The sequence below is a fragment of the Corynebacterium sp. CCM 9203 genome, assembly GCF_041357675.1.
GTDB lineage: Bacteria > Actinomycetota > Actinomycetes > Mycobacteriales > Mycobacteriaceae > Corynebacterium.
In genome coordinates, this window is record NZ_JAUERY010000002.1 from 129,528 (window position 1) to 151,198 (window position 21,671).

General features: G+C 63.5%; 19 protein-coding genes. 12 read left to right on the top strand and 7 right to left on the bottom strand.

Annotation, left to right across the window (positions count from 1 at the left end):
* The first annotated feature begins 263 nt into the window (after positions 1-263).
* Both QWU44_RS03935 and QWU44_RS03940 read left to right on the top strand, forming a co-directional pair.
* The gene (locus QWU44_RS03935; RefSeq protein ID WP_370914419.1) at positions 264-1,877 is read left to right on the top strand and encodes an acyl-CoA carboxylase subunit beta; all 1,614 of its coding nucleotides are present in this window, start codon (positions 264-266) and stop codon (positions 1,875-1,877) included.
* A gap of 41 nt (positions 1,878-1,918) precedes the next feature.
* Entirely contained in the window at positions 1,919-2,182 is a 264-nt protein-coding gene (locus QWU44_RS03940) for an acyl-CoA carboxylase subunit epsilon (protein WP_370914420.1), read from the top strand.
* A 68-nt stretch (positions 2,183-2,250) separates the two neighbouring features.
* Here QWU44_RS03940 and QWU44_RS03945 read toward each other — a convergent pair whose 3' ends face one another.
* Positions 2,251-2,934, bottom strand: a complete 684-nt coding sequence (locus tag QWU44_RS03945) for a TetR/AcrR family transcriptional regulator (protein ID WP_370914421.1) — start codon at positions 2,932-2,934, stop codon at positions 2,251-2,253.
* Between the two features lie 121 nt (positions 2,935-3,055).
* On the opposite strand from QWU44_RS03945, the gene QWU44_RS03950 reads away from it, so the two are divergent.
* The 5 genes from QWU44_RS03950 (at position 3,056) to QWU44_RS03970 (ending at position 6,772) form a co-directional block, all read left to right on the top strand.
* Positions 3,056-3,970, top strand: coding sequence for an NAD-dependent epimerase/dehydratase family protein (locus QWU44_RS03950; protein WP_370914422.1), 915 nt, complete (start codon positions 3,056-3,058; stop codon positions 3,968-3,970).
* A 240-nt stretch (positions 3,971-4,210) separates the two neighbouring features.
* Positions 4,211-4,828 (top strand): nucleoside triphosphate pyrophosphatase, encoded by a 618-nt coding sequence (locus tag QWU44_RS03955; RefSeq protein ID WP_370914423.1) that lies wholly within the window; start codon positions 4,211-4,213, stop codon positions 4,826-4,828.
* 53 nt (positions 4,829-4,881) lie between these two features.
* The gene (locus QWU44_RS03960) at positions 4,882-5,574 is read left to right on the top strand and encodes a peptidylprolyl isomerase (RefSeq protein WP_370914424.1); all 693 of its coding nucleotides are present in this window, start codon (positions 4,882-4,884) and stop codon (positions 5,572-5,574) included.
* A gap of 73 nt (positions 5,575-5,647) precedes the next feature.
* Complete coding sequence (locus QWU44_RS03965; protein WP_370914425.1) at positions 5,648-6,262, top strand: hypothetical protein; 615 nt, start codon at positions 5,648-5,650, stop codon at positions 6,260-6,262.
* 60 nt (positions 6,263-6,322) lie between these two features.
* Complete coding sequence (locus tag QWU44_RS03970) at positions 6,323-6,772, top strand: DUF3151 domain-containing protein (protein ID WP_370914426.1); 450 nt, start codon at positions 6,323-6,325, stop codon at positions 6,770-6,772.
* An 84-nt stretch (positions 6,773-6,856) separates the two neighbouring features.
* Here QWU44_RS03970 and QWU44_RS03975 read toward each other — a convergent pair whose 3' ends face one another.
* A complete protein-coding gene (locus tag QWU44_RS03975) occupies positions 6,857-7,924 on the bottom strand; it encodes a Cj0069 family protein (protein WP_370914427.1) in 1,068 nt (355 codons plus the stop codon).
* Between the two features lie 320 nt (positions 7,925-8,244).
* Between QWU44_RS03975 and QWU44_RS03980 the strand changes: the two genes are divergently transcribed.
* The 5 genes from QWU44_RS03980 (at position 8,245) to glpK (ending at position 13,800) form a co-directional block, all read left to right on the top strand.
* The gene (locus QWU44_RS03980; protein WP_370914428.1) at positions 8,245-9,186 is read left to right on the top strand and encodes a sulfurtransferase; all 942 of its coding nucleotides are present in this window, start codon (positions 8,245-8,247) and stop codon (positions 9,184-9,186) included.
* Between the two features lie 252 nt (positions 9,187-9,438).
* Entirely contained in the window at positions 9,439-11,211 is a 1,773-nt protein-coding gene (locus QWU44_RS03985) for a biotin carboxylase N-terminal domain-containing protein (protein WP_370914429.1), read from the top strand.
* Between the two features lie 82 nt (positions 11,212-11,293).
* Entirely contained in the window at positions 11,294-11,782 is a 489-nt protein-coding gene (locus tag QWU44_RS03990) for a DUF1707 domain-containing protein (protein ID WP_370914430.1), read from the top strand.
* 57 nt (positions 11,783-11,839) lie between these two features.
* The gene (locus QWU44_RS03995) at positions 11,840-12,229 is read left to right on the top strand and encodes a hypothetical protein (RefSeq protein ID WP_370914431.1); all 390 of its coding nucleotides are present in this window, start codon (positions 11,840-11,842) and stop codon (positions 12,227-12,229) included.
* Positions 12,230-12,246: 17 nt separating this feature from the next.
* A complete protein-coding gene (gene glpK, locus QWU44_RS04000) occupies positions 12,247-13,800 on the top strand; it encodes a glycerol kinase GlpK (RefSeq protein WP_370914432.1) in 1,554 nt (517 codons plus the stop codon).
* A gap of 484 nt (positions 13,801-14,284) precedes the next feature.
* On the opposite strand, the gene QWU44_RS04005 is transcribed toward glpK, so the two are convergent.
* The 5 genes from QWU44_RS04005 to prpD form a co-directional block, all read right to left on the bottom strand.
* Entirely contained in the window at positions 14,285-17,683 is a 3,399-nt protein-coding gene (locus QWU44_RS04005; RefSeq protein ID WP_370914433.1) for a pyruvate carboxylase, read from the bottom strand.
* Between the two features lie 22 nt (positions 17,684-17,705).
* Complete coding sequence (locus QWU44_RS04010; protein ID WP_370914434.1) at positions 17,706-17,879, bottom strand: hypothetical protein; 174 nt, start codon at positions 17,877-17,879, stop codon at positions 17,706-17,708.
* A 54-nt stretch (positions 17,880-17,933) separates the two neighbouring features.
* On the bottom strand, positions 17,934-19,085 hold the full coding sequence (locus QWU44_RS04015; protein WP_370914435.1) for a bifunctional 2-methylcitrate synthase/citrate synthase: 1,152 nt from the start codon (positions 19,083-19,085) through the stop codon (positions 17,934-17,936).
* Between the two features lie 161 nt (positions 19,086-19,246).
* Positions 19,247-20,161 (bottom strand): methylisocitrate lyase, encoded by a 915-nt coding sequence (gene prpB, locus QWU44_RS04020; RefSeq protein WP_370914436.1) that lies wholly within the window; start codon positions 20,159-20,161, stop codon positions 19,247-19,249.
* The gene (gene prpD, locus QWU44_RS04025) at positions 20,162-21,667 is read right to left on the bottom strand and encodes a 2-methylcitrate dehydratase PrpD (protein ID WP_370914437.1); all 1,506 of its coding nucleotides are present in this window, start codon (positions 21,665-21,667) and stop codon (positions 20,162-20,164) included. It lies immediately after the preceding gene.
* Positions 21,668-21,671 lie beyond the last annotated feature (4 nt).

Consider the following 21,671-nt stretch of genomic DNA (forward strand, 5'->3'; position numbering starts at 1 on the left):
TTGTGGCGACGGAGGATGGATCACGGCGCCTCCCCACCACCCGTCAGGGAAGCGGGGAAGGCGTCTTCCATATGCCGCCTCCCGGAACGTTCTCCGCAACAAAAGTACTGCACAAGTGCCACCTGCAGCGGGCCAAGGGCGCGGGCGACGCTGCTAAAGTGTCTCTGTCCGCGAACCTCCGCCACCGGTGATACTCCTCGACCGAAGAACACCGGACGTCTTTCACTCCTTGACCTGGCGCCACCCCTATAAACTTGGAAAGTATGACGACCGCAAACTCCACACCTGACCTGAAAACCACGGCAGGAAAACTGGCCGATCTCCGCGCTCGACTCACCGAGACCGTGGCGCCCATGGGCGAAGCCTCCATCGAACGTGTGCATCAGGCGGGCAAGAAGACCGCCCGTGAGCGTATCGAGTACCTCCTCGACGACGGGTCGTTCGTTGAGGTGGATGCACTTGCACGCCACCGGTCGAAGAACTTCGGACTCGATGCCAAGCGACCGGTCACAGACGGTGTCGTCACCGGATACGGCACCATTGAAGGCCGCAAAGTGTGCGTGTTCTCGCAGGACGGTGCCGTCTTCGGCGGCGCTCTCGGCGAGGTCTACGGAGAGAAGATCGTGAAGATCATGGATCTGGCCATCAAGACCGGTGTCCCCCTGATCGGAATCAACGAAGGTGCGGGCGCCCGCATCCAGGAGGGCGTCGTCTCCCTCGGTCTCTACTCCCAGATCTTCTACCGCAACACCATGGCCTCCGGTGTCATCCCACAGATATCACTGATCATGGGGGCCTGCGCCGGCGGGCACGTCTACTCCCCGGCGCTCACAGACTTCATCGTCATGGTGGACAAGACCTCCAAGATGTTCATCACGGGCCCTGACGTCATCAAGACCGTGACCGGGGAGGACGTCACGCAGGAAGAGTTGGGTGGTGCGAACACCCACATGTCCATGTCCGGAACCTCGCACTACACGGCGTCCGATGACGCAGACGCTCTCGACTGGGTCCGCGAGCTCATCACCTACCTGCCGCAGAACAATCGTGCGGAGGCACCGCGGGTGGAGGCACCGCTGATGGAGGGGTCCATCGTGGACAATGTCACGGACTCGGATCGTGAACTGGACACCATCATCCCCGATTCCCCGAACCAGCCGTACGACATGAAAGAAGTCATCACCCGCGTCGTGGACGACGGTGAGTTCTTGGAGGTCCAGTCGGGTTACGCCGAGAACATTCTCATCGGATTCGGTCGCATCGAAGGCCGCAGCGTCGGGTTCGTCGCGAACCAGCCGATGCAGTTCGCCGGCTGTCTCGACATCCGGGCCAGCGAGAAGGCTGCTCGTTTCGTCCGGACCTGCGACGCCTTCAACATCCCCATCGTCGAGTTCGTCGACGTCCCCGGGTTCCTCCCCGGCACAAGCCAGGAGTATGACGGGATCATCCGCCGCGGGGCCAAACTGCTCTTCGCCTACGCTGAGGCGACCGTCGGCAAGATCACCGTCATCACTCGGAAAGCCTACGGCGGGGCCTACTGTGTCATGGGTTCCAAGGACATGGGCGCAGACATCTGCCTCGCCTGGCCCACTGCACAGATCGCGGTCATGGGCGCCTCCGGTGCCGTCGGTTTCATCTTCCGCAAGGAACTGAAGGAAGCCGCAGCCGCAGGCAAGGACGTCGCCGCAGTGATGAAGGAGTACGAGAAAGAGTACGAGGAGGCCCTGTGCAATCCGTACATGGCCGCCGAACGCGGTTACGTCGACGCGGTCATTCCCCCGTCCCAGACCCGTGGACAACTCGTCGAGGGGCTGCGGCTGCTCGACCGCAAGGTCGTCAACGTACCGGCGAAGAAACACGGCAACATCCCGCTGTAAACCACAGCACCGTTAGCGAAAAACACACAACCGGAGGATCCATGTCTGACACCACCACCGCATCCGCGGACACCGACACCACCGAGACGGCCGCAGCGAAGCCAGCCCTTCGGATCATCAGCGGCAATCCGGATGAAACGGAGACCGCAGCGCTGATGGTGTTGTTCGCGGGACTGGCCGCCCAGGCTGCCGCGGCGGAGGAGAAGCCGGTCCGGTCCAGGAACCTGTGGGGAAACCTGGAGGAGCGCCTGCGCCGCCCCGTGACCCACAACCCAACCGCGTTTCAGAACGTCAGCTTCTACTGACCTCCGTATAAAACGCATCCGACCCCAGCCCAGACATCTGTGATGCTCAGGGTTGGGGTCTTCGCACATCAGTCAACGGAGGCGTCGGCACGACCATAGCCGGCGAGTACGCGGATCACCCCCTCACGAACCGACCGAAGAAACAGGGATTCAGGATCGACACCGGTTCCCGCGAAATGTCCGAACAACTCGAAGCTGATCATTCCGTAGCTCTGTGCCCAGAACCCGATGGTCTCCTCAGTCAGATCGGCTAGCTTCAGGCGGGGTCCTTCCGGACGTAAGGCACGGCTGAGACTATCGATGATGAGTTCACCGACCCCGCTGGCCGGGGCGATGGTGTCCGCAGGTGCGGTGTATCCGGGGACCGGGGAACCGTAGATCAGCGCGTAGCGGTGGGGGTTCGCCACAGCCCACCGGCGTGCCGCAACCAGCATGGTGACTATCTCTTCGACCGCGCGTTCGGTCGCGGATGCGCCCGCAGGTACCGACACCTCTTCCAGTCCGGACCGAACTTCGGCGGCCTGGTCCCGGTAAGCCCTGATGATGAGCGCGGTGAGTAGGGCGTCGATACCGTCAAAGTAGCGGTAGATCGCGGACGGCGCCATTCCGATGTCCCGGGCGATTGAGCGCAGACCAAGTCCGGTGGCTCCGTCCTGCGCCAGCCGGTGCTCTGCCGTAACGAGAATCGTCTCTTCCATCTCTGCACGATGTTCAGCCCGGTTCCTTCGTGGCGGCGACTGTCTCGAACCCATGCTCAGGAGTATCCCACCCCCACGAATTCGAGGAAAGCGAGAACAGTGTTCTTGTATTTTTCCCACGGCCCCCATTACACTTCGAGAACACCGTTCACACTCACACGCAAGGGAAGCGACCATGAACAGGTACCTCATACTCGGCGCAGGTCCGATCGGGCGGGCGGCCGCCACCGCGCTGCTGTCTTCGGGAGAACAGGTGACGGTCGGCACGCGGTCCGGGAGCCACGTCCCCGACTGCGCCACCACGGCCCTCGACGCCACCGACCCCGAACGGATGATCCGCGTCGCCGGGAACCACTCCGGCATCATCGTCTGCACGAATCCCCCCTACCACCGTTGGCCGACCGACTGGCCGCCTCTCATCGAGTCGGTCATCGCCGCCGCCGCACGCACCGGCTGCCGCGTGGTGCTCATGGGCAATCTCTACCCCTACGGGGATCCCGGCGGAGTACGCATGCGCCCCGACTCCCCCGAACTCACCACCGAAGCCAAGGGCAGGACACGCGCGGAGATCTCCCGCCGTCTGCTCGCCGCGGGGTCCGAACACGGATTCGTCGCCACGGAGCTCCGGGCAAGCGACTACTTCGGAGCCGACGCACATTCCGGCGCGATCCTCGGGGAGAGCTTCTTCCGGCGACTGCTCACCGACCGCACCTGTTGGATCCCCGGCGACGCCGATGCCGTCCATAGTTGGTCCTACCTCCCCGATATCGGCACCACTCTGGCCGCCTTGGCCACAACCGAACACGACGTATCGGGCCGAATCTGGACGGGACCGAGCTCCGGTGACGCAAGCATCCGGGAGATAGCGGAGATGTGTCGGAGCACCAGCAGAATCAACAGGGTCCCGGCACCGGCGATTCGGGCGGCGGGTTTCGTGAACCCACTGGCGCGTGAGGTGCACGCGGTACTCCACCAGCACACTTCTCGGTATGTGCTGGATGATTCCGCGCTACGCGGAGAACTGGGGATCGTACCGACTCCGCTCCGCGAGGCTCTGGCTGAGACAACTGCCACGATGGTGTCCACGTAGTGATGGTCCTGCGTAGGAGCAGCCCGATGGTGACGAGATAATGCTCCAGGCACACCGACGGCGGTGTAGGCGATGGCATGGCACACCTAGATCCGCTGACTGGCCGGAGAACGCGTCGCGTTTCGTGAATCGACTGTCCAGCCGCTCAGGACACTCACCTCTTCGCCATCTGAAGGATGGATCGCTCGCGGCACCCGATTCCCGTTGCCCCTCCGGATGAGCGAACAATAGAGTCGGGGCATGAACATCGTCCTCGCATCCGCATCCCCGTCCCGTCGCTCGATTCTCAATTCGGCGGGGGTGGAGCCTGTCATCCATCCCGCCGACATCGACGAAGACGCACTGATCACCGGGATGCCGCGGTCCACCCCCGATGAGGTTGTCTCCGCGCTGGCTGAGGCGAAGGCCCGGAAGGTGGCGCCGGATCATCCGTCCGACATCGTCATCGGCTGTGATTCGATGCTGCTTCTCGACGGCGAACTCCAGGGTAAACCGCGTACCGCCGCGGCAACGGTGGAACGCTGGCGCGAACAACGCGGGAAGACTGCGGAGCTGATCACCGGGCACTGCATCATCGGGCCCGGTGGGCGCGGCACCAGTACGGTCTCACGCACGTCTGTCACGTTCGCGGATGCGTCGGACACGGACATCGAGGCATATGCCGCGACCGGGGAGCCGTGGCAGTGCGCCGGGGCATTCACCCTGGAGGCACTCGGCGGCTGGTTCATCGACCGGATCGAAGGAGATCCCTCCAACGTTATCGGTCTGAGTCTCCCCGTCGTCCGACGCGCGATCTACGAACTCGGTCATGATGTGAGCGAACTGTGGAATCTACGTCCGGGCCCCGACTGGAAGTGAAACCCCAATCACAGATCCAGCAGATGTTCGCGGTAGCCGGATAGAATCCGGGCATGAACAAAACCAGAACAGCACTATCGGGGATCATCGCCGCGACCGCACTTCTCGCCGTAGCCTGTGGCTCACCGGACACCGGCACGGATCCGGCTGGTGTCGACGCGAAGGGTGGAGACTCCACCACCGGCCCGGTCACCTGCGCATACACCGAGGCCGGGAAGGCCGCGTCCGAGGTGGACCTCCCGCCGTCCGAGGCCCAGCGCGGCACTGTCTCCATGACGTTGGAAACCAGCGCCGGGGACATCCCGCTGAAGCTCGACGGTGACCGTGCCCCGTGCACCGTGAACGCGGTCACCCACCTCGCGAAGGCCGGATACTATGATGACACCGTTTGCCACCGCATCACCACCTCGGGCATCTACGTGCTGCAGTGCGGCGACCCGACGGGCACCGGAACGGGCCGCCCTGGATTCATCTACGCTGACGAGTACCCGGTCGGGTCCGGGGATTCCCCTCTCTATGCCGCAGGAACCCTAGCCATGGCCAATTCAGGGCCCGGTACGAACGGCTCCCAGTTCTTCATGAACTACGACGATTCCCCTCTACCCCCGAGTTACACACTCTTCGGCACCATCGAACCGGAGGGAATGAAGGTACTGGAAAAGATCGCGGAGAAGGGTGCCGAGGGTGGCAGTGCTGATGGTGCCCCGGCAGAAGAGGTTCGGATCGAACACGCCACGGTAAACTGAACACGATGGCTGCAACGGGTGGGCCGGGGTGAAGGCGCTGCGGTAGCGGGCCACGGTTGTTAGGCTCGGAGTCATGCAGCAGTTCCTGGCCCTCCTCGGTGCCCTCGGTACGGTGCTGGCACTCATCGCCCGGTTTCTCACCGGACCGGCGTCGGCGGAGAACGAGCTCAGCCCCGTAGCACTCCCGGACGCTCCCACCATCATCCTCACCGACGGACTCGATGACGTCCACATCAACGGGATCACCGTGGGCCAGCCACTCGACGAGATTCGGGCACTGCACGATGATTTCCCGGAGACCGGTGTCTCCGTGTTCCTCGAAACCGGTGAGGTCCGTACCCGGTACGATTTCGAGAACACCGAATATTACGCGGTGGATGGGACGATCACCCGGATCCGCGTTCCCCATACCCCGCAGGGGATCCGCCCCGGTTCCAGCCTCGCGGAGGCTTCAAGTGTCTACGGCCGCCCGGTACACGGCTACAGCTCTTCGAACGGTCGGCGCTATGCCGTCTATAGCGCAGCGGAGAACCTGAACCTGGCTTGGGTCTTTGAGTACAGAGATCGGGTGATCCAGAGAATCTACCTGGAGAACTGTCTGGAACAGAGACGCCGGGATGCAGTCGCAGCACACCCGCCGACCGCACGGCCCCGTGGTGGCGACCCCGGATCCAGTGGGTTCCACTGACACTCCCGCGGATAACGCGGTTACACCCGTCGAACCGGGTCCGACACGTAAGGTTGGTGTATGAACCAGTTCAAGGACATGCTCGCTCCACCACCAGTCACCCTTCCCTCCGATCCTGCGGCATCGACCGTCGCCGCTGCCAGGAATGATCTTCCGGCGCTGGCCATCGAGGCGCAGCGTTTCCCGGATTCTCCCTTGATCTGGGCTGTGCTGGCCGAACACGCGCTGTCCACCGCGGAGGCGGAATCGGCGACGGACACCGAGAAAATAACTGCCTACGCCCTCGCCCGCACGGGATACCACCGGGGGCTCGATCGTCTCCGCGGTAACGGCTGGAAGGGGTTCGGTCCGGTCCCGTACTCACATGAGCCCAACAGAGGTGTGCTGAGGGCTATCGCCGCCCTTGCCCGCGCTGCCCGTCTGATCGGCGAGGACAATGAATACGACCGCTGTCGTGCCCTGCTCTCCGACTGCGATCCCGGTAGCGTCACCACACTCCTGGATATCTGACGTCCCGACGGAGAACCGCCCACGATTGTGCTGCCGCACAGGTGGACGGTTTCGCGGTGATCACGGAGATCCAGCCGTTCGGTCTCAGGCGTGATGCTTCTCTTCGACGCGTTTGATGGCCTCGTCCGCGACAAGTTCCTGGATGCCCATGTCCAGTTCGGACGTGAATCCGACGCAGGAACAGTTGATCTCACCCAGGACGTAGGCGTCCCCTTCACCGTCGACGGCATCGGCGAGCATGAAGTCAGCGGTCCAGATCAGCGGGATGTTGTCGCCACCGAGTTTCTCAGCGATGACCGGGCGGGCGGCGGAGAACTGGTCGATGAGTTCCTGCCATGCCTCCGGTTTATCGTAGGTGTACTTCGCCCCAGAGAACAGGGTCGCGGAGAAATTGTCGCCACCGGCGGCAGGCTTCTTGTGCACGACGAAAACGGGATGCGGTCCGACGAGGAGAATACGGATCTCCCCCTCGACGATTCGAGGCATGAAGCGCATGTCCACGAGCATCCCGTTGTCACCGACGATGTACTGGTCACAGAAATCCATGAATTCGCCGAGTTCGCGGACCTCGGTGTGGTTATCCACCGCCTCGGTGCACTTGAGCTTCGTGTCAAGGGGCAGGGCTGTGCCGGGTTCAACGGAAGCGGCGAGTTCCTTGTCGACGAGCTGGACACGCCAGATACCGGATCCGGTTGAACCACGGTTCTGCTTGAGGACCCGCTCACCGTAGGAAAGGGAAGAGGGGAAGGTCTTGTGGAAGTTCTCCACGTCGTAGTAGGCGTAGGTGTCCTCGGGGACGAGATCGGTGTCAGCGAGCTTCACCAGCGCGTCCTTGGCACCGTATGACATCATCTCGTCGGGGCGGGACATGCCCACGAGTCCCGCTTCATCGGACAGTCGAGTCAGCAGATCGAAGTAGCCGCGCTCGCCTCCGGGGATGTTCCCGGGGTTGACCCGGGAGATGTAGGCGTCGAAATTCTTCGATACGTACTCGAAGAGGGCATCGGCCCACTCCGGTCGGTAGAACACGACCTCGGCGTTCCATCCCTTCTCACGGATCGCGCGGACGATGGGCATGGTGTCCTTGCGATGGCCGTCGATGAACTTGTCGGAGCCGCCTTCGACCTCGAATACGACGATGCTCTTGTGCACGTGTTTTCTCCTTGTGTGTTTCTTCGGGTGATTCAGGGTGCCTCAGATGGTGTGGCGCGCGCGTCCGGCCACTGTGATGACGCTCGCTCCGGACAGTCGGAGCCACATCCGGTGTACAGTCCGGACATCTCAAGGCTATGTCAGATCAATAAGCTGCACCCACGATGGGCACACAACGTAACTAAGCCCACACCACATCCACGGGCGTGCCGTGAGGTGTACGACATAATATGCTTGGAACTCACGTCTGCCACACAGCACCCGTACCCGGCAACCACCGTCGGGTGCGGTACCCGAGAGCCACCGGAGAAGAGGAACCCATGTCCACAGCATCCGATCAGACTCCACCCACCGACACCACCGGACCACAAGAGAAGAAGGGGTACGCCAATCCGGAACGCTTGGTGGAGGCGGACTGGTTGAGCGCCCGCCTCGGTGGCAAAGGGCTGAAGGTCGTCGAATCCGACGAAGATCTGCTGCTCTACGACATCGGCCATATCCCGGGCGCAATCCGCATCGACTGGCGCCGGGAGCTCAACGACCCTGTGAAACGGGATTTCATCAGCCCGGAGGCCTTCGCCGAACTGATGCGTACCAAGGGTATCTCCAGGGACGATACGGTGGTGATCTACGGGGATAAGTCCAACTGGTGGGCCAGCTTCACGCTCTGGGTGTTCGAACTGTACGGCCACCCGGACGTTCGTCTCCTCAATGGTGGCCGTGACGCGTGGATGGCTGAGGAACGCGAAACCTCCTACGTGGTGCCAGACTATCCCCGTACCGACTATCCGGTGCCGGAACTCAACGAATCTGAACTCCGGGCCTTCGTCGACGACACTCTCGCCCAGATCGGCAACGGTCCGCTCGTCGATGTCCGCTCTCCGTCCGAATACGCAGGAGAGGAAGTACCCCCGGAATCCTCCCCCTGGGAATTCGTCATGCGGGGAGGTCACATCCCAACAGCAGTGAACATCGAGTGGAACCGGTCCGTCCATCCGAACAGCCGCTTCCGTTCTCGTGCTGAACTCGAGGAAATCTATTCGGACCTTGATCCGGAGAAGCCGACTATCGTGTACTGCCGGGTCGGTGACCGCGGTGCCCACACCTGGTTCGTACTCAAGCATCTGCTGGGTTTCCGGGCCATCCGGAATTATGACGGTTCGTGGATCGAGTGGGGGAACATGGTCCGGATGCCGATCACCCTGGGGACGGAACCCGGAGACCCACCAAAGATCACCCCCACCTCCCCCAACCGGAGATGAACAATGTTCAACTCTGCTGTTCACACGGCAGACCGGAAAATCGATCCCCCCGACATCGCGGGAAAAACTACCGAGATACAGTATTCCCGACCAAACCAGCCACCACATTGTGCAAGAATGTGAGGGAATCCCGCAGGTCGCACACGATGTGTTGTGAGTGACCCCACGGTAAAAATGTCAGGCCCACCCATACCCTTCCCTTGACCGGGACCACGGCGTGGGTGGCGCAGCAAACTATCAGGAGTGTTTTCAGTGACCGTCGAGACGAAGAAGATCACCAAGGTTCTGGTGGCCAACCGCGGCGAGATCGCCATTCGTGTTTTCCGGGCAGCCCGGGATGCCGGTATCGCCAGCGTCGCCGTCTACGCCGAACCGGACGCCGATGCGCCGTTCGTGACCATGGCAGATGAGGCCTTTGCTCTCGGCGGGCAGAACTCCGCCGAGTCCTACCTCGTCTTCGACAAAATCCTGGATGCCGCCAGGAAATCCGGTGCAGATGCCATCCACCCGGGCTACGGATTCCTCTCCGAGAACGGAGAGTTCGCACAGGCCGTCATCGATGCGGGACTCATCTGGATCGGCCCCTCCCCCCAGTCGATCCGGGAACTCGGAGACAAGGTGACCGCACGGCACATCGCACTCAAAGCCGAGGCACCGATGGCTCCGGGTACCAAGGAACCCGTGAAGAACGCCGAGGAATGTGTCTCGTTCGCCGAGGAACACGGCTTACCCATCGCGATCAAGGCCGCTTTCGGCGGCGGTGGACGCGGCATGAAGGTTGCTTACACGATGGATGAGGTCGCGGATCTCTTCGACTCCGCGACCCGCGAGGCTACCTCCGCCTTCGGCCGCGGTGAGTGCTTCGTGGAGCGTTATCTGGATAAGGCGCGCCATGTCGAGTGCCAGGTCCTCGCCGACCAGCACGGTAACGTCATCGTCGCAGGCACTCGTGACTGCTCCCTCCAGCGCCGTTTCCAGAAGGTCATCGAGGAGGCTCCCGCTCCCTTCCTTACCGACGATCAGCGCCATCGGCTGCACGAGTCCGCGAAGGCCATCTGTCGGGAAGCCGGCTACTACGGTGCCGGCACGGTCGAGTACCTCGTCGGCGCCGACGGTCTGATCTCCTTCCTGGAGGTCAACACCCGCCTCCAGGTCGAGCATCCCGTCACCGAAGCCACTACCGGCCTGGATCTCGTCCGGGAACAGTTCCGGATCGCTGAGGGGGCGGAGCTGCATCTGAAGGAAGATCCCGAACCCCGTGGGCACGCCTTCGAGTTCCGCATCAACGGTGAGGACGCCGGCAACAACTTCATGCCGGCCCCCGGCAAGGTCACAAAGTACGTCGAGCCCTCGGGCCCGGGTGTCCGGATGGATTCCGGCATCGTCGAGGGCTCGGTCATCGGTGGCCAGTTCGATTCCATGCTCGCCAAGCTCATCGTTTTCGGCGAGACCCGTACCGAAGCTCTGGAACGGTCACGCCGTGCGCTGGCCGAGTACGTCATCGAGGGTCTGCCCACCGCTCTGCCCTTCCACCGTCACATGGTGGAGCATCCCGCATTCGTCGGTGATGGGAACGGCTTCGACATCTATACCAAGTGGATCGAAGAGGAGTGGGAGAACACCATCGAACCCTTCGTCGATCCCGCGGATGCGGAGGACGAGGACGAGGCACTGCCCACCAAGAAGGTCGTCGTCGAGATCAACGGCCGACGCGTCGAAGTCGCCCTCCCCGGAGACCTCGCCTTGGGCGGCGGCGGCGCGAAGAAACGCCCTAAGAAGCGTCGCACGGGTGGTGCGAAGAAAGCTGTTTCCGGCGACGCTGTCGCCGCCCCCATGCAGGGCACCGTGATCAAGGTCAACGTTGAGGAAGGCCAGGAAGTCAACGAGGGCGACACCGTTGTCGTGCTCGAGGCCATGAAGATGGAGAACCCGGTCAAGGCCCACAAATCGGGAACCGTCACAGGCCTCGCCTGCGAAGCCGGCGTCGGCGTCAACAAGGGCGCTGTCCTGATGGAGATCAAGTAACACGGTACGTGCCGTCGCCCCCCCGGGGTTTCCGGGAGAGGGGGGTCCATTCACATCCACCACCCAGTCATACACTGGACCCATGAATCATGACGTCCCCAGACAGCCGCCCGATCCCGGTCACATTCCCCCGTCACGGGAGACCCGTATCGGTGACGCCGAACGCACACGGGCCCTGGACCTACTCGCGGGATACCTCGAAACGGGCCATCTCACGATCTCCGATTTCGAGGAACGTTCCGCGGCGGTCCCCGGCTGCCGGACGATCAGTGATCTGGAGGTCATACTCGCGGATCTCCCCATGCACGGAGACGTATCACGGTCCGCCACCGCACGTCCGGTGTCAGCTCGCGTCTCCGGACTCCGCACCCGGATCGGAATTTTCCTCCTCATCGGCGTGCTCTGCATGACCGCCAGTGCCACGGCCGGGAACCCGCTGCCGTTGATCGTCTGGGTGCTCGCGGCGATCGCACTGTTCATCCTCAACGTCGGTCCCGACAGGTGGTACACCCCCTCGCTGCGACAGCTCGAACGTCGTAACCATCATCCCGACGGGAACCACGGGGAATAACACGGTCTCCCCCGCAACCACATTCTCCGGGATGTGTCGTTCCGTAGACTGGGACACATGGAACCCATGGAGATCAACGGCGGCAGGTTCTACGCCCGCCCCCTGCACGATGACGACCGCATCGACGATCGCCCGGCACTCGGAGAGGTGTTCGGCGGACCCGTGGACCCGGATTTCGTCGAGAGGGCCCGCGCGGGCTGGACAGCCGACAGGGCTTACACGTGGGCAATCTGCGAGCAGACCTCCGTGTTCATGCTCGCGCTCGCTACCCTGACACTCCACGGAGACGGTACAGCGAGCCTGGAGGTGTTGCCAGCCGGTGACCCGGATCGGATGTTGCCGAATGATCCGACGCTCCCGCCAAAGTCAGTGGGAGACGGTGTCATCGAGGGCACCGGAACCATCGAACGCTGGGCTCACGGTTACTGCGGGCTGGATCTTCGGTGAATACCGGGAGAGGAACGATGAGCGAGGTCGGCGAGATGGTCGGCCGAGTCACCGGGAGAAGCCGGAGGAAGCGGAACCACCGGGAACGGGACAGTTCCGCCATCATCGCGGCGCTGGACCACGGTACTACGTCGACACGCTGTATTCTCTTCGACGCTCGCGGTAACGCGCTCGCGACGTCGCAACTGGAGCACCGCCAGATCTTCCCCAGAGCCGGATGGGTGGAACATGATGCGACGGAGATCTGGGCGAACAGTCGCCGGGTGCTGGCTGATGCGGTGGCGCGCTCCGATGTCGATCCCGGGGACATCGCGACCCTCGGGATCACGAACCAGCGGGAGACCGTCGTCGTCTGGGATGCGGCGACAGGCAAACCGGTCCACAACGCAATCGTGTGGCAGGACACCCGCACGAAGAAGGTCTGCACAGGACTCGACCCCGACCTGTTCACCCGGACAGGGTTACCGGTATCCACCTACTTCTCGGGACCGAAGATCACCTGGATCCTGGACAACGTTCCCGGAGCCCGGTCCCGCGCGGAATCCGGCGAGCTGCTCGTCGGCACGATGGACACCTGGCTGGTGTGGAACCTGACCAAGGGGGAACGCCACATCACCGACGTCACCAACGCCTCCCGCACCATGCTGATGGATCTGGAGTCCCAGGAGTGGGACCCGGAACTGTGCGCCGCGCTCGGCGTCCCGGAATCCATGCTCCCCGAGATCCTCCCGTCATCAGGCCACCTGGGTACCGTCAATCGGAAAGGTGACTTCTCCGGGGTGCCGATCGGCGGGATTCTGGGTGACCAGCAGGCCGCTACCTTCGGTCAGGCGTGCCTGGAACCTGGCGAGGCAAAGAACACCTACGGTACGGGCAATTTCCTCCTTCTCAACACCGGTACGGAGGTCAAACGCTCGGAGCACGGACTGATCTCCACCGTCTGCTACAAGATCGACGACCAACCCACGGTATTCGCTCTGGAGGGCTCGATCGCGGTGACAGGTTCGCTGGTGCAGTGGTTGCGGGACAACCTGGGGATCATCCGCACGGCCCCCGAGGTGGAGCAACTGGCACGGACCGTCGATGACAACGGCGGCTGCTACATCGTCCCGGCGTTCTCCGGCTTGCTGGCCCCGCACTGGCGGGATGATGCCCGCGGCGTGATCGCCGGACTGACCCGCTTCAACAATAAGGGGCACATCGCCCGCGCCGCGCTCGAGGCGGTGGCCTACCAGACGCGGGAGGTCGTGGAGGCGATGAACGCCGACTCCGGGGTTCCGTTGACCGCGCTACGGGTGGATGGCGGCATGGTGTCCAATGAACTGTTGATGCAGTTCCAGGCCGATCAACTCGGAGTTCCTGTGACGGTGCCTGCGGTACACGAAACGACCGCTCTGGGCGCGGCATACGCCGCCGGGCTCGCCGCCGGGATCTACTCCTCCACCGACGAGATCCGCACACTGTGGCGGGAGGAACACACCTACCAGCCGACGATGCCGAACACCGAGCGCGAAACCCTGTACGCGGGGTGGCACAAGGCGGTCGAACGAACACTGAACTGGGTGGACTGACCAAGCCCTCTGCATCAGATCCCCTCAGCGTCCTCGTCCATCAATTCCAATACGGGGTACGTCCGGCAGGCCCCGTGCCGGAATCCGATCCACATGGGTCCACCACGGAACCGGCCCATGATCTCCAGGTTGTGCGCTCCGGGTGATGAGCCCCCTGGCCTCGCTGCGGAACCGCAGAGAGGTGTGCCGGGCGGCGTCAGAGCAGACGATTTCCGGGGTCGCCGCTTCCATCTAGGCAAACAGGTCCCTCGGGAAGCACCGCGTCGCACCTCATGTCTCCGGAACCAACGATTCCCGGTATGTGGCGGGGATCCGTGCGCGGCTGGCGAGTGGAGAACATGTCGATGTCATGGAGCTTCCGCAGCCATTCACGGATGCGGTCACAGATCCGTCGGCCGACGTTCCCTTTCCAACGAAGACGGGTGCCTCCCTCCCCGACGCTGGTCGCCAGGGTGAGAGGCACCCGGTGTGTCTCATGGCAGAGTCACTCCGCTGGGTCGATGACCACCAGCAGGTCACCCCCCTCCACCTTGACCGAGGTTCCGAGAACGACACGACTGATCCGGCCGGCCACGGGTGCAGTGATGGTGGCCTCCATCTTCATTGCCTCGATGATTGCCACCGGGTCTCCCGCGTTGACGCTGTCGCCTTCCTTAGCATTGACGGTGACGACACCGGCGAACGGAGCCGCGACATGGCCCGGATTCGAAGCGTCGGCCTTCTCGGCTTCGGGGGTCTCGGACTTCACTGAACGGTTTCGGACCCGGATGGGCCGGATCTGTCCGTTGACCGTGCAGACGACGGTGCACATGCCCTTGGCGTCAGCTTCTGAGACCGCATCGAGGCGTACGGTGATGTCCTTGCCGGTACGTAGCCGTACCGTGATCTCCTCACCGTGCTCCAGGCCGTAGAAGAACTGGTTGTCGCAGAGCACGGTCGTGTCACCGTGCAGGCGGCGATGCTCGGCGAGCTCCCGTGCCGGGGCGGGGAACAGCAGCCGGTCGAGGGTTGCCCGACGAACCATCCGGTCATCGTCCGCGAGTAGTGCGGCATCATCATCGGAAACCGGAGTGAGGGTGGAGGGCTTTTCCGCACGCCCTTCGAGAGCACGGGAACGCAGCGGCTCGGGCCACCCACCGGGCGGAGTGCCGAGTTCACCGCGCAGGAACGCGATCACCGAATCGGGAATGTCGTACTTCTGCGGATCCGCGACGAAATCAGCCGGGTCAACACCGGCCCCCACGAGATGCAGGGCAAGATCTCCAACAACCTTGGAGCTCGGGGTTACCTTCGTCGGGCGGCCGAGCATCTCATTGACTGCGGCGTAGTTGTCCTCAATGAGCTCGAAGCGGTCAGCCAGACCCAGCGCCGTGGCCTGGGCACGGAGATTCGACAACTGTCCACCAGGGATCTCGTGGTGGTAGACGCGGCCGGTCGGCCCCGGGGTTCCGGATTCGAACGGCGCGTAGACACGACGGACGGCTTCCCAGTAGGGCTCGAGGTCACAGACGGCGCGCATGTCCAGGCCGGTGTCGTGTTCCGTGTGTTCAAACGCGGCGACGATGGCAGACAGCGACGGCTGCGACGTGGTACCCGACAGCGGTGCCGAGGCACCGTCAATCGCGTCGGCACCTGCGGTCACTGCGGCGATGTAGGTGGCCAACTGACCACCAGCGGTGTCATGGGTGTGGACGTGCACCGGGAGATCGAATTCGCTGCGCAGCGCCGAAACGAGGTTCGCGGCGGCGATCGGGCGCAGGAGTCCCGCCATGTCCTTGATGGCGAGGATGTGCGCACCGGATTCGACGATCTGTTCCGCGAGCTTCAGGTAGTAGTCCAGCGTGTAGAGCTTCTCCTTGGGATTGCTCATGTCACCCGAGTAGGCCATTGCGACCTCGGCAACGGTAGTTCCCGTAGACAGTACTGCGTCGATGGCCGGACGCATCTGGGAGACGTCGTTGAGCGCATCGAAGATGCGGAAGATGTCGACGCCACTGCGTGCGGCTTCCTCGACGAAGGCGTTGCAGACGCTATCCGGGTAAGGCGTATAGCCGACCGTGTTCCGGCCACGCAGCAGCATCTGGATGTTCACGTTCGGCATGGCACTGCGCAACTGATCGAGCCGCTCCCACGGGTCCTCGTAGAGGAAACGCATGGCGACGTCATAGGTCGCGCCGCCCCATGCCTCAACGGAGAGGAGCCCCGGGGTGGAGTGGGCGACATGCCGGGCTGCGGCAACGAGTGCACGTGAACGTACCCGGGTGGCCAGCAACGACTGGTGCGCGTCACGGAACGTCGTCTCCGTGACCGCAACGGCGGACTGTGCCCGAAGCTGCTCCGCGAAGGCCTTCGGCCCAAGTTCGAGGAGCAGGTCACGGGATCCCTTCGGCAGCGGAACATCAGGATCCAGTGGGGGCAGCTTATCCGCGGGAAGCGGCGCATCGGGGCGGGATCCGTGGGGCCTGTTCACCGTGTTGTCGGCTAAGAACGTCAGTACCCGGCCCGCCTCATTGTTCGCCGGCGGTGCCGCGAGCAGCCAGGGGTGCTCATTGATGAAGGAGGTATCGATACGCTTGTCCTGGAAGTCAGGTTCCCGGAGCAGTGCCCGGAGGAAACCGATGTTCGTGGCGACACCGGCGACGGTGAACTCAGCCAGGGCACGCTGGGCGCGGGAGACAGCGGCGGTGAAATCACCGCCGCGACAGGTCATCTTGACGAGCATCGAGTCGAAGTGTGCAGTGATTTCGCCGCCGAGCTGTGCCGCGCCGTCGAGACGAACACCAGCACCCCCCGGCGAACGGTATGCGGTGACGATGCCGGTGTCGGGGCGGAACCCGTTACCCGGATCCTCCGTGGTGATGCGGCACTGCAGCGCCGCTCCCTTCAGCTCGATCCGGTCCTGCGTCAGGCCGAGTTCCTTCAACGTCGCCCCCGCAGCAAGCTGCAACTGGGCACGCACGAGGTCAACAAGGGTGACCTCCTCGGTGACGGTGTGCTCGACCTGGATGCGGGGGTTCATCTCGATGAATACGTGTCGACCTTGCTCATCGACGAGGAACTCCACGGTGCCGGCCCCGGTGTAGTTGATGGAGCGGCAGAATTTCACGGCGTCGGCACAGATCGCCTCACGCTGCTCCTGGGTGATGTGCTGCGCAGGCGCGATTTCCACCACCTTCTGGTGGCGGCGCTGCACCGAGCAGTCACGTTCGAAGAGATGGACAACCTCACCGGTGTGATCACCGAGGATCTGCACCTCGATGTGCTGCGGCTTGATCACCGCGCGCTCGATGTACACCCGGGAATCACCGAATGCGCTCATTGCCTCACGCGATGCCTCGGCGGCGAGAGAGGCAAGTTTGTCCGGGGACTCGATGAAACGCATGCCACGACCACCGCCACCAGCGACAGCCTTGACGAACAGCGGGTAGTCCTGACCCTCCGCCTGGCGGACGATCTCGTCGATGTCATCCGTCGGTGGCGACTCGTTGAGGGTCGGTAGCCCAGCCCTCCGCGCAGCAGCAACAGCCTGTGACTTGTCGCCGGTGAGATCGAGAACCTCGGGTGACGGGCCGATGAAAGTGATTCCGTTCTCCGCGCATTCGCGGGCGAGTTGCGCGTTCTCGGAGAGGAATCCGTATCCCGGATAGATGGCGTCAGCCCCGGAGAGTTTGGCGACGCGGATCATCTCGTCGATGTTGAGGTATGCCTTTACCGGGGAGTCTCCCTTACCGATGAGATACGCCTCAGAGGCGTGACTCCGGTGGAAGGAGTTGCGGTCTTCCTGGGGGTAGACCGCAACGGTGGCGGCTCCGACCTCGTACGCTGCGCGGAACGCGCGGACGGCGATCTCACCGCGGTTGGCTACCAGAATCTTCTTCAGCATCTCGTCTGCTTCTTCCTTGGGGCTAAAACAGTGAATCAGGGGTGGGCCGAACCGTCCGTGACGGGTGCAGGTGGGCACCGGAACCGACGACGGCGGCCTCGGTGAAACACCGCGGCGCCACCGTCGGAGCGACAGTGGCGCAGGACACTTTTGAATCTAGCAAGCGACGGGCATCATCCGCAGTTGTTTTGGTCATGTTCGTCACCCCTGGGCGGGGTCACCCGGGGGTGACGAACAAAGAAACCTGGAATCAGGCACCGCGCTCGGCCGGAACCTCCCGCTGTGCGTGACCGTGGTACGCGGACAGTGGACGAATCAGACGATTGCTCTCGCTCTGCTCGATGATGTGCGCGATCCAACCCGTGATCCGGGACATCACGAACAGCGGAGTGAAGAACTCGACCTCGAAGCCGAGCAGGTAGTACGCGGGGCCGGAGGGGAAGTCGAGATTCGGCTTCATTCCCTTGGCCTCATCGACGGTGGCAGCCATCCGGTCGTACATTTCGACCCACTTGGCACCGTCGTGGTTCTCGGCGAGTGCCTTGAAAGCGGCCTCCATCGTGGGAACCCGTGAGTCGCCCTTCTTGTAGACACGGTGGCCGAAGCCCATGATGAGCTGCTTCGCGGCGAGTGCATCGGTGACCCACTGCTCGGCTTTTTCGGGATCGCCGATTTCGAGCATGGTCTCCATGACGGCCTCGTTCGCGCCGCCGTGAAGCGGGCCCTTGAGGGCTCCGATCGCGGCCGTGATGGCGGAGTAGCTGTCCGACATCGTCGAGGTGACCACACGGGAGGTGAACGTGGAGGCGTTGAAGGAGTGCTCGGCGTAGAGAATCATCGACACATCGAAGGCGTGGATGTCCTCCGGGTTCAGGGCCGGGGAGCCTTCCTCACGTCCGAAGGACATGGACAGGAAGTTCTCCGTGAAGCCCAGCTCCGGATCGGGGGCGATGAAGTCCAGCCCCTGACGACGACGCATGTCCAGTGCAACGATGGTCGGCAGCTTGGCCAGCAGATGCATGCCACTGTCCCGGATGTGCTCGGAGTCGCGGCTGTAGGCATCAGGGTCCTGGGTGCCGATCCAGCTCACCGCGGTGCGGAGCACGTCCATGGGGTGACAGGTGGTCGGAAGACCGCGGACCAGGTCCACCAGGCCCGGCTCGAGTTCACGGAGTGAGCGCTCACGGTCCGAGAATTCCTTCAACTGTTCGGGGGTGGGGAGCTCACCATTCCAGAGGAGGTAGGCAACTTCCTCGAAGCTGCAGTTCGCGGCGAGATCCTGCACGGGATAGCCGCAGTAGGTGAGTGAGTTGGTTTCGGGGACAACCTTGGACACGGCGGTGGAGTCGACGACGACGCCACCGAGGCCCTTGTGGATGGTCGGCTGTGTGTTTTCGGACATGGCGAATACTCCTTGGAGATGAGCTGGGGTAATGGGCGTTGTTGTGGTGCGTGGCGACACCCGCGTGGGTCGCGGTGCCGCGTCCGGGTCGCTCGTGGCGGCATCCGGAGAAGTCTGTGGGGCCGGTCCCGAAATGTCAGGAACGGGACCGGCCCGTCCACCTATTCGCCTGGAGGTCGGCGGTAGGTGAACAGCTTTTGGTCGAAGACGTTGTACTCGGCGTAACGCAGGAGTTCGTAGAGCCGGGAGCGGTGCTGCATCCGGTCGAGCCACCCGGTCTGGGTACCCGTCGCGGCGATGTCGGCGAGGGCGTCCTCGACCTGCCCCATCGCGATCCGCAGGGTGGTGACCGGGTAGATCACCGCGTTGTAGCCAATGTCCTCGAGTAGTTCGGCGCCGATCAGTTCGGTCTTGCCGAACTCGGTCATGTTGGCCAGCAGGGGAACGTCGACGGCGGCCCGGAACTTCTCGAAGTCGGCTGGTGTCCGGAGTGCCTCGGTGAAGATCATGTCCGCACCGGCGTCAGCGTAGGCCTTGGCTCGTTCGATGGCTGCGTCGATACCTTCAGTCGCGGCGGCGTCAGTCCGGGCGCAGATCACGAAACTGTCGTCCCGGCGCGCAGAGACCGCAGCACCGAGTCTGCGCACCATCACCTCCGTGGGGACGACCTCCTTGCCGTCGAGGTGTCCACACCGTTTCGGGTTGACCTGGTCCTCCAGGTGGCAGCCAGCCAGTCCGGCATCCTCGAATTCACTGATCGTGCGGGCTGCTGACATGGGCTCACCGAATCCTGTGTCGGCGTCGACGAGGACTGGTAGTTCCGTGGCACGGGCAATCTGCCGTGCGCGACCTGCGACCTCGGTGAGGGTGGTCAGTCCAATGTCGGGGAGCGCAAGATCGGCCGCGACGACGGCACCGGAGACATAGACACCCTCGAAACCGGCATCGGTGATCGCGCGAGCCACCAGCGGGGAGAAGGCCCCGGGCAGTCGCTGGATTCGGTCACCTGCGAGTCCCGCGCGGAATGCCTGGCGACGTTCGGCGGGGGTGGTGGCGGCGGAGAACAAGTTGGTCATCTAGAACAGCCCCTCCGGGGTCTCGGGTGCACGGGCGAGCACGTCATCGGAGAGCTCGATGTTGAGCTGGTCGAGTTCACCGGCGCCGAGGTCGTCGAGCCGCTGGACGGCGTCAAGGAAGCGGTCCTGTTCCGCGTCGGAGACAACGCCCTCGGAAAGGGTCCGGAACTTGGTGATGTACTGCTCACGGGCGAAGGGACGGGCACCCAGCGGGTGGGCGTCGGCAATGGCGAGCTCGTCGGTGATGACGGTCCCGTCCTTGAGCGTCACCTCTGCGCGGCAACCGAACGCCTTCTCATTCGGATCTTCGGCGTGGTAACGGCGGGTCCACTCGCGGTCCTCCACGGTGGAGATCTTCCGCCACAGTTCGATGGTTTCTGGGCGGTGCGCACGCTCGGGGGCGTAGGAGCGCTCGTGGTGCCAGTCACCGTCCTCGAGAGCTACCGCGAAGATGTACATGATTGAGTGATCGAGGGTTTCGCGGGAGGCATCCGGATCGAACTTCTGCGGATCGTTTGAGCCGGTGCCGATGACGTAGTGGGTGTGGTGGGAGGTGTGGAGTTCAATCTTCTCGACCTGAGCGAGGTCTCCGATCCGCTCCCGCATCCGCCGGGCGAGGTCGATGGGGGCCTGGGACTGGTACTCGGCGGAGTGCTCCTTGGTGAAGGTGTCGAGAATGGCGCGCTTTTCCTCACCGACGGCGGGCAGTGGAATGGTGTAGCTCACCTCGGGGCCGCCGAGCATCCAGGCAATGACCCCGTCTTCACCTTCCCAGATCGGGGCCGGGGCACCCTCGCCACGCATGGCGCGGTCGACGGATTCGATGGCCATCTTTCCGGCGAACGCCGGGGCGAAGGCCTTCCAGGAGGAGATCAGTCCCTTACGGGATTGACGGGTCGCGGTCGTGGTGTGGAGTGCTTGCCCGATGGCCTGGTAGATCGTCTCGCCATCCAGGTGGAGGAGCGTTCCGAGACCGGCCGCAACGGAGGGGCCGAGATGGGCAACGTGGTCGATCTTGTGCTCGTGGAGGCACATGCCGCGCACGAGGTCGACCTGAATCTCGTATCCGGTGGCGATGCCTCGGATCAGGTCGTGTCCTGTTGCGCCACGGTGCTGGGCGACCGCGACGATCGGCGGAATGTTGTCACCGGGGTGCGAGTATTCGGCGGCGAGGAAGGTGTCGTGAAAGTCGAGTTCACGTACGGCGGTGCCGTTGGCCAGAGCCGCCCATTCCGCCGAGTAGGTGCCGGAGACACCGAAGACCTTCGCCCCACCCTTGTTCGTCGGGTGGGCCGTGGCCTGCCGACGTGCGACGCTCACCGGTCGGCGGAGGACGGAAGCCGCGGACACTGCGGCATTGTCGATGATCCGGTTGATGATCATTTCCCGGGTGTCGTCCGGAACCTCCACCGGATCGGTCGCCACGTCGGCGATCCGCTGGGCGAGGTGTTCACTGCGGGGGAACTCCTCCGCGGAACGGCGAGTGCGGACTTCGATGTTCTCCATGGGC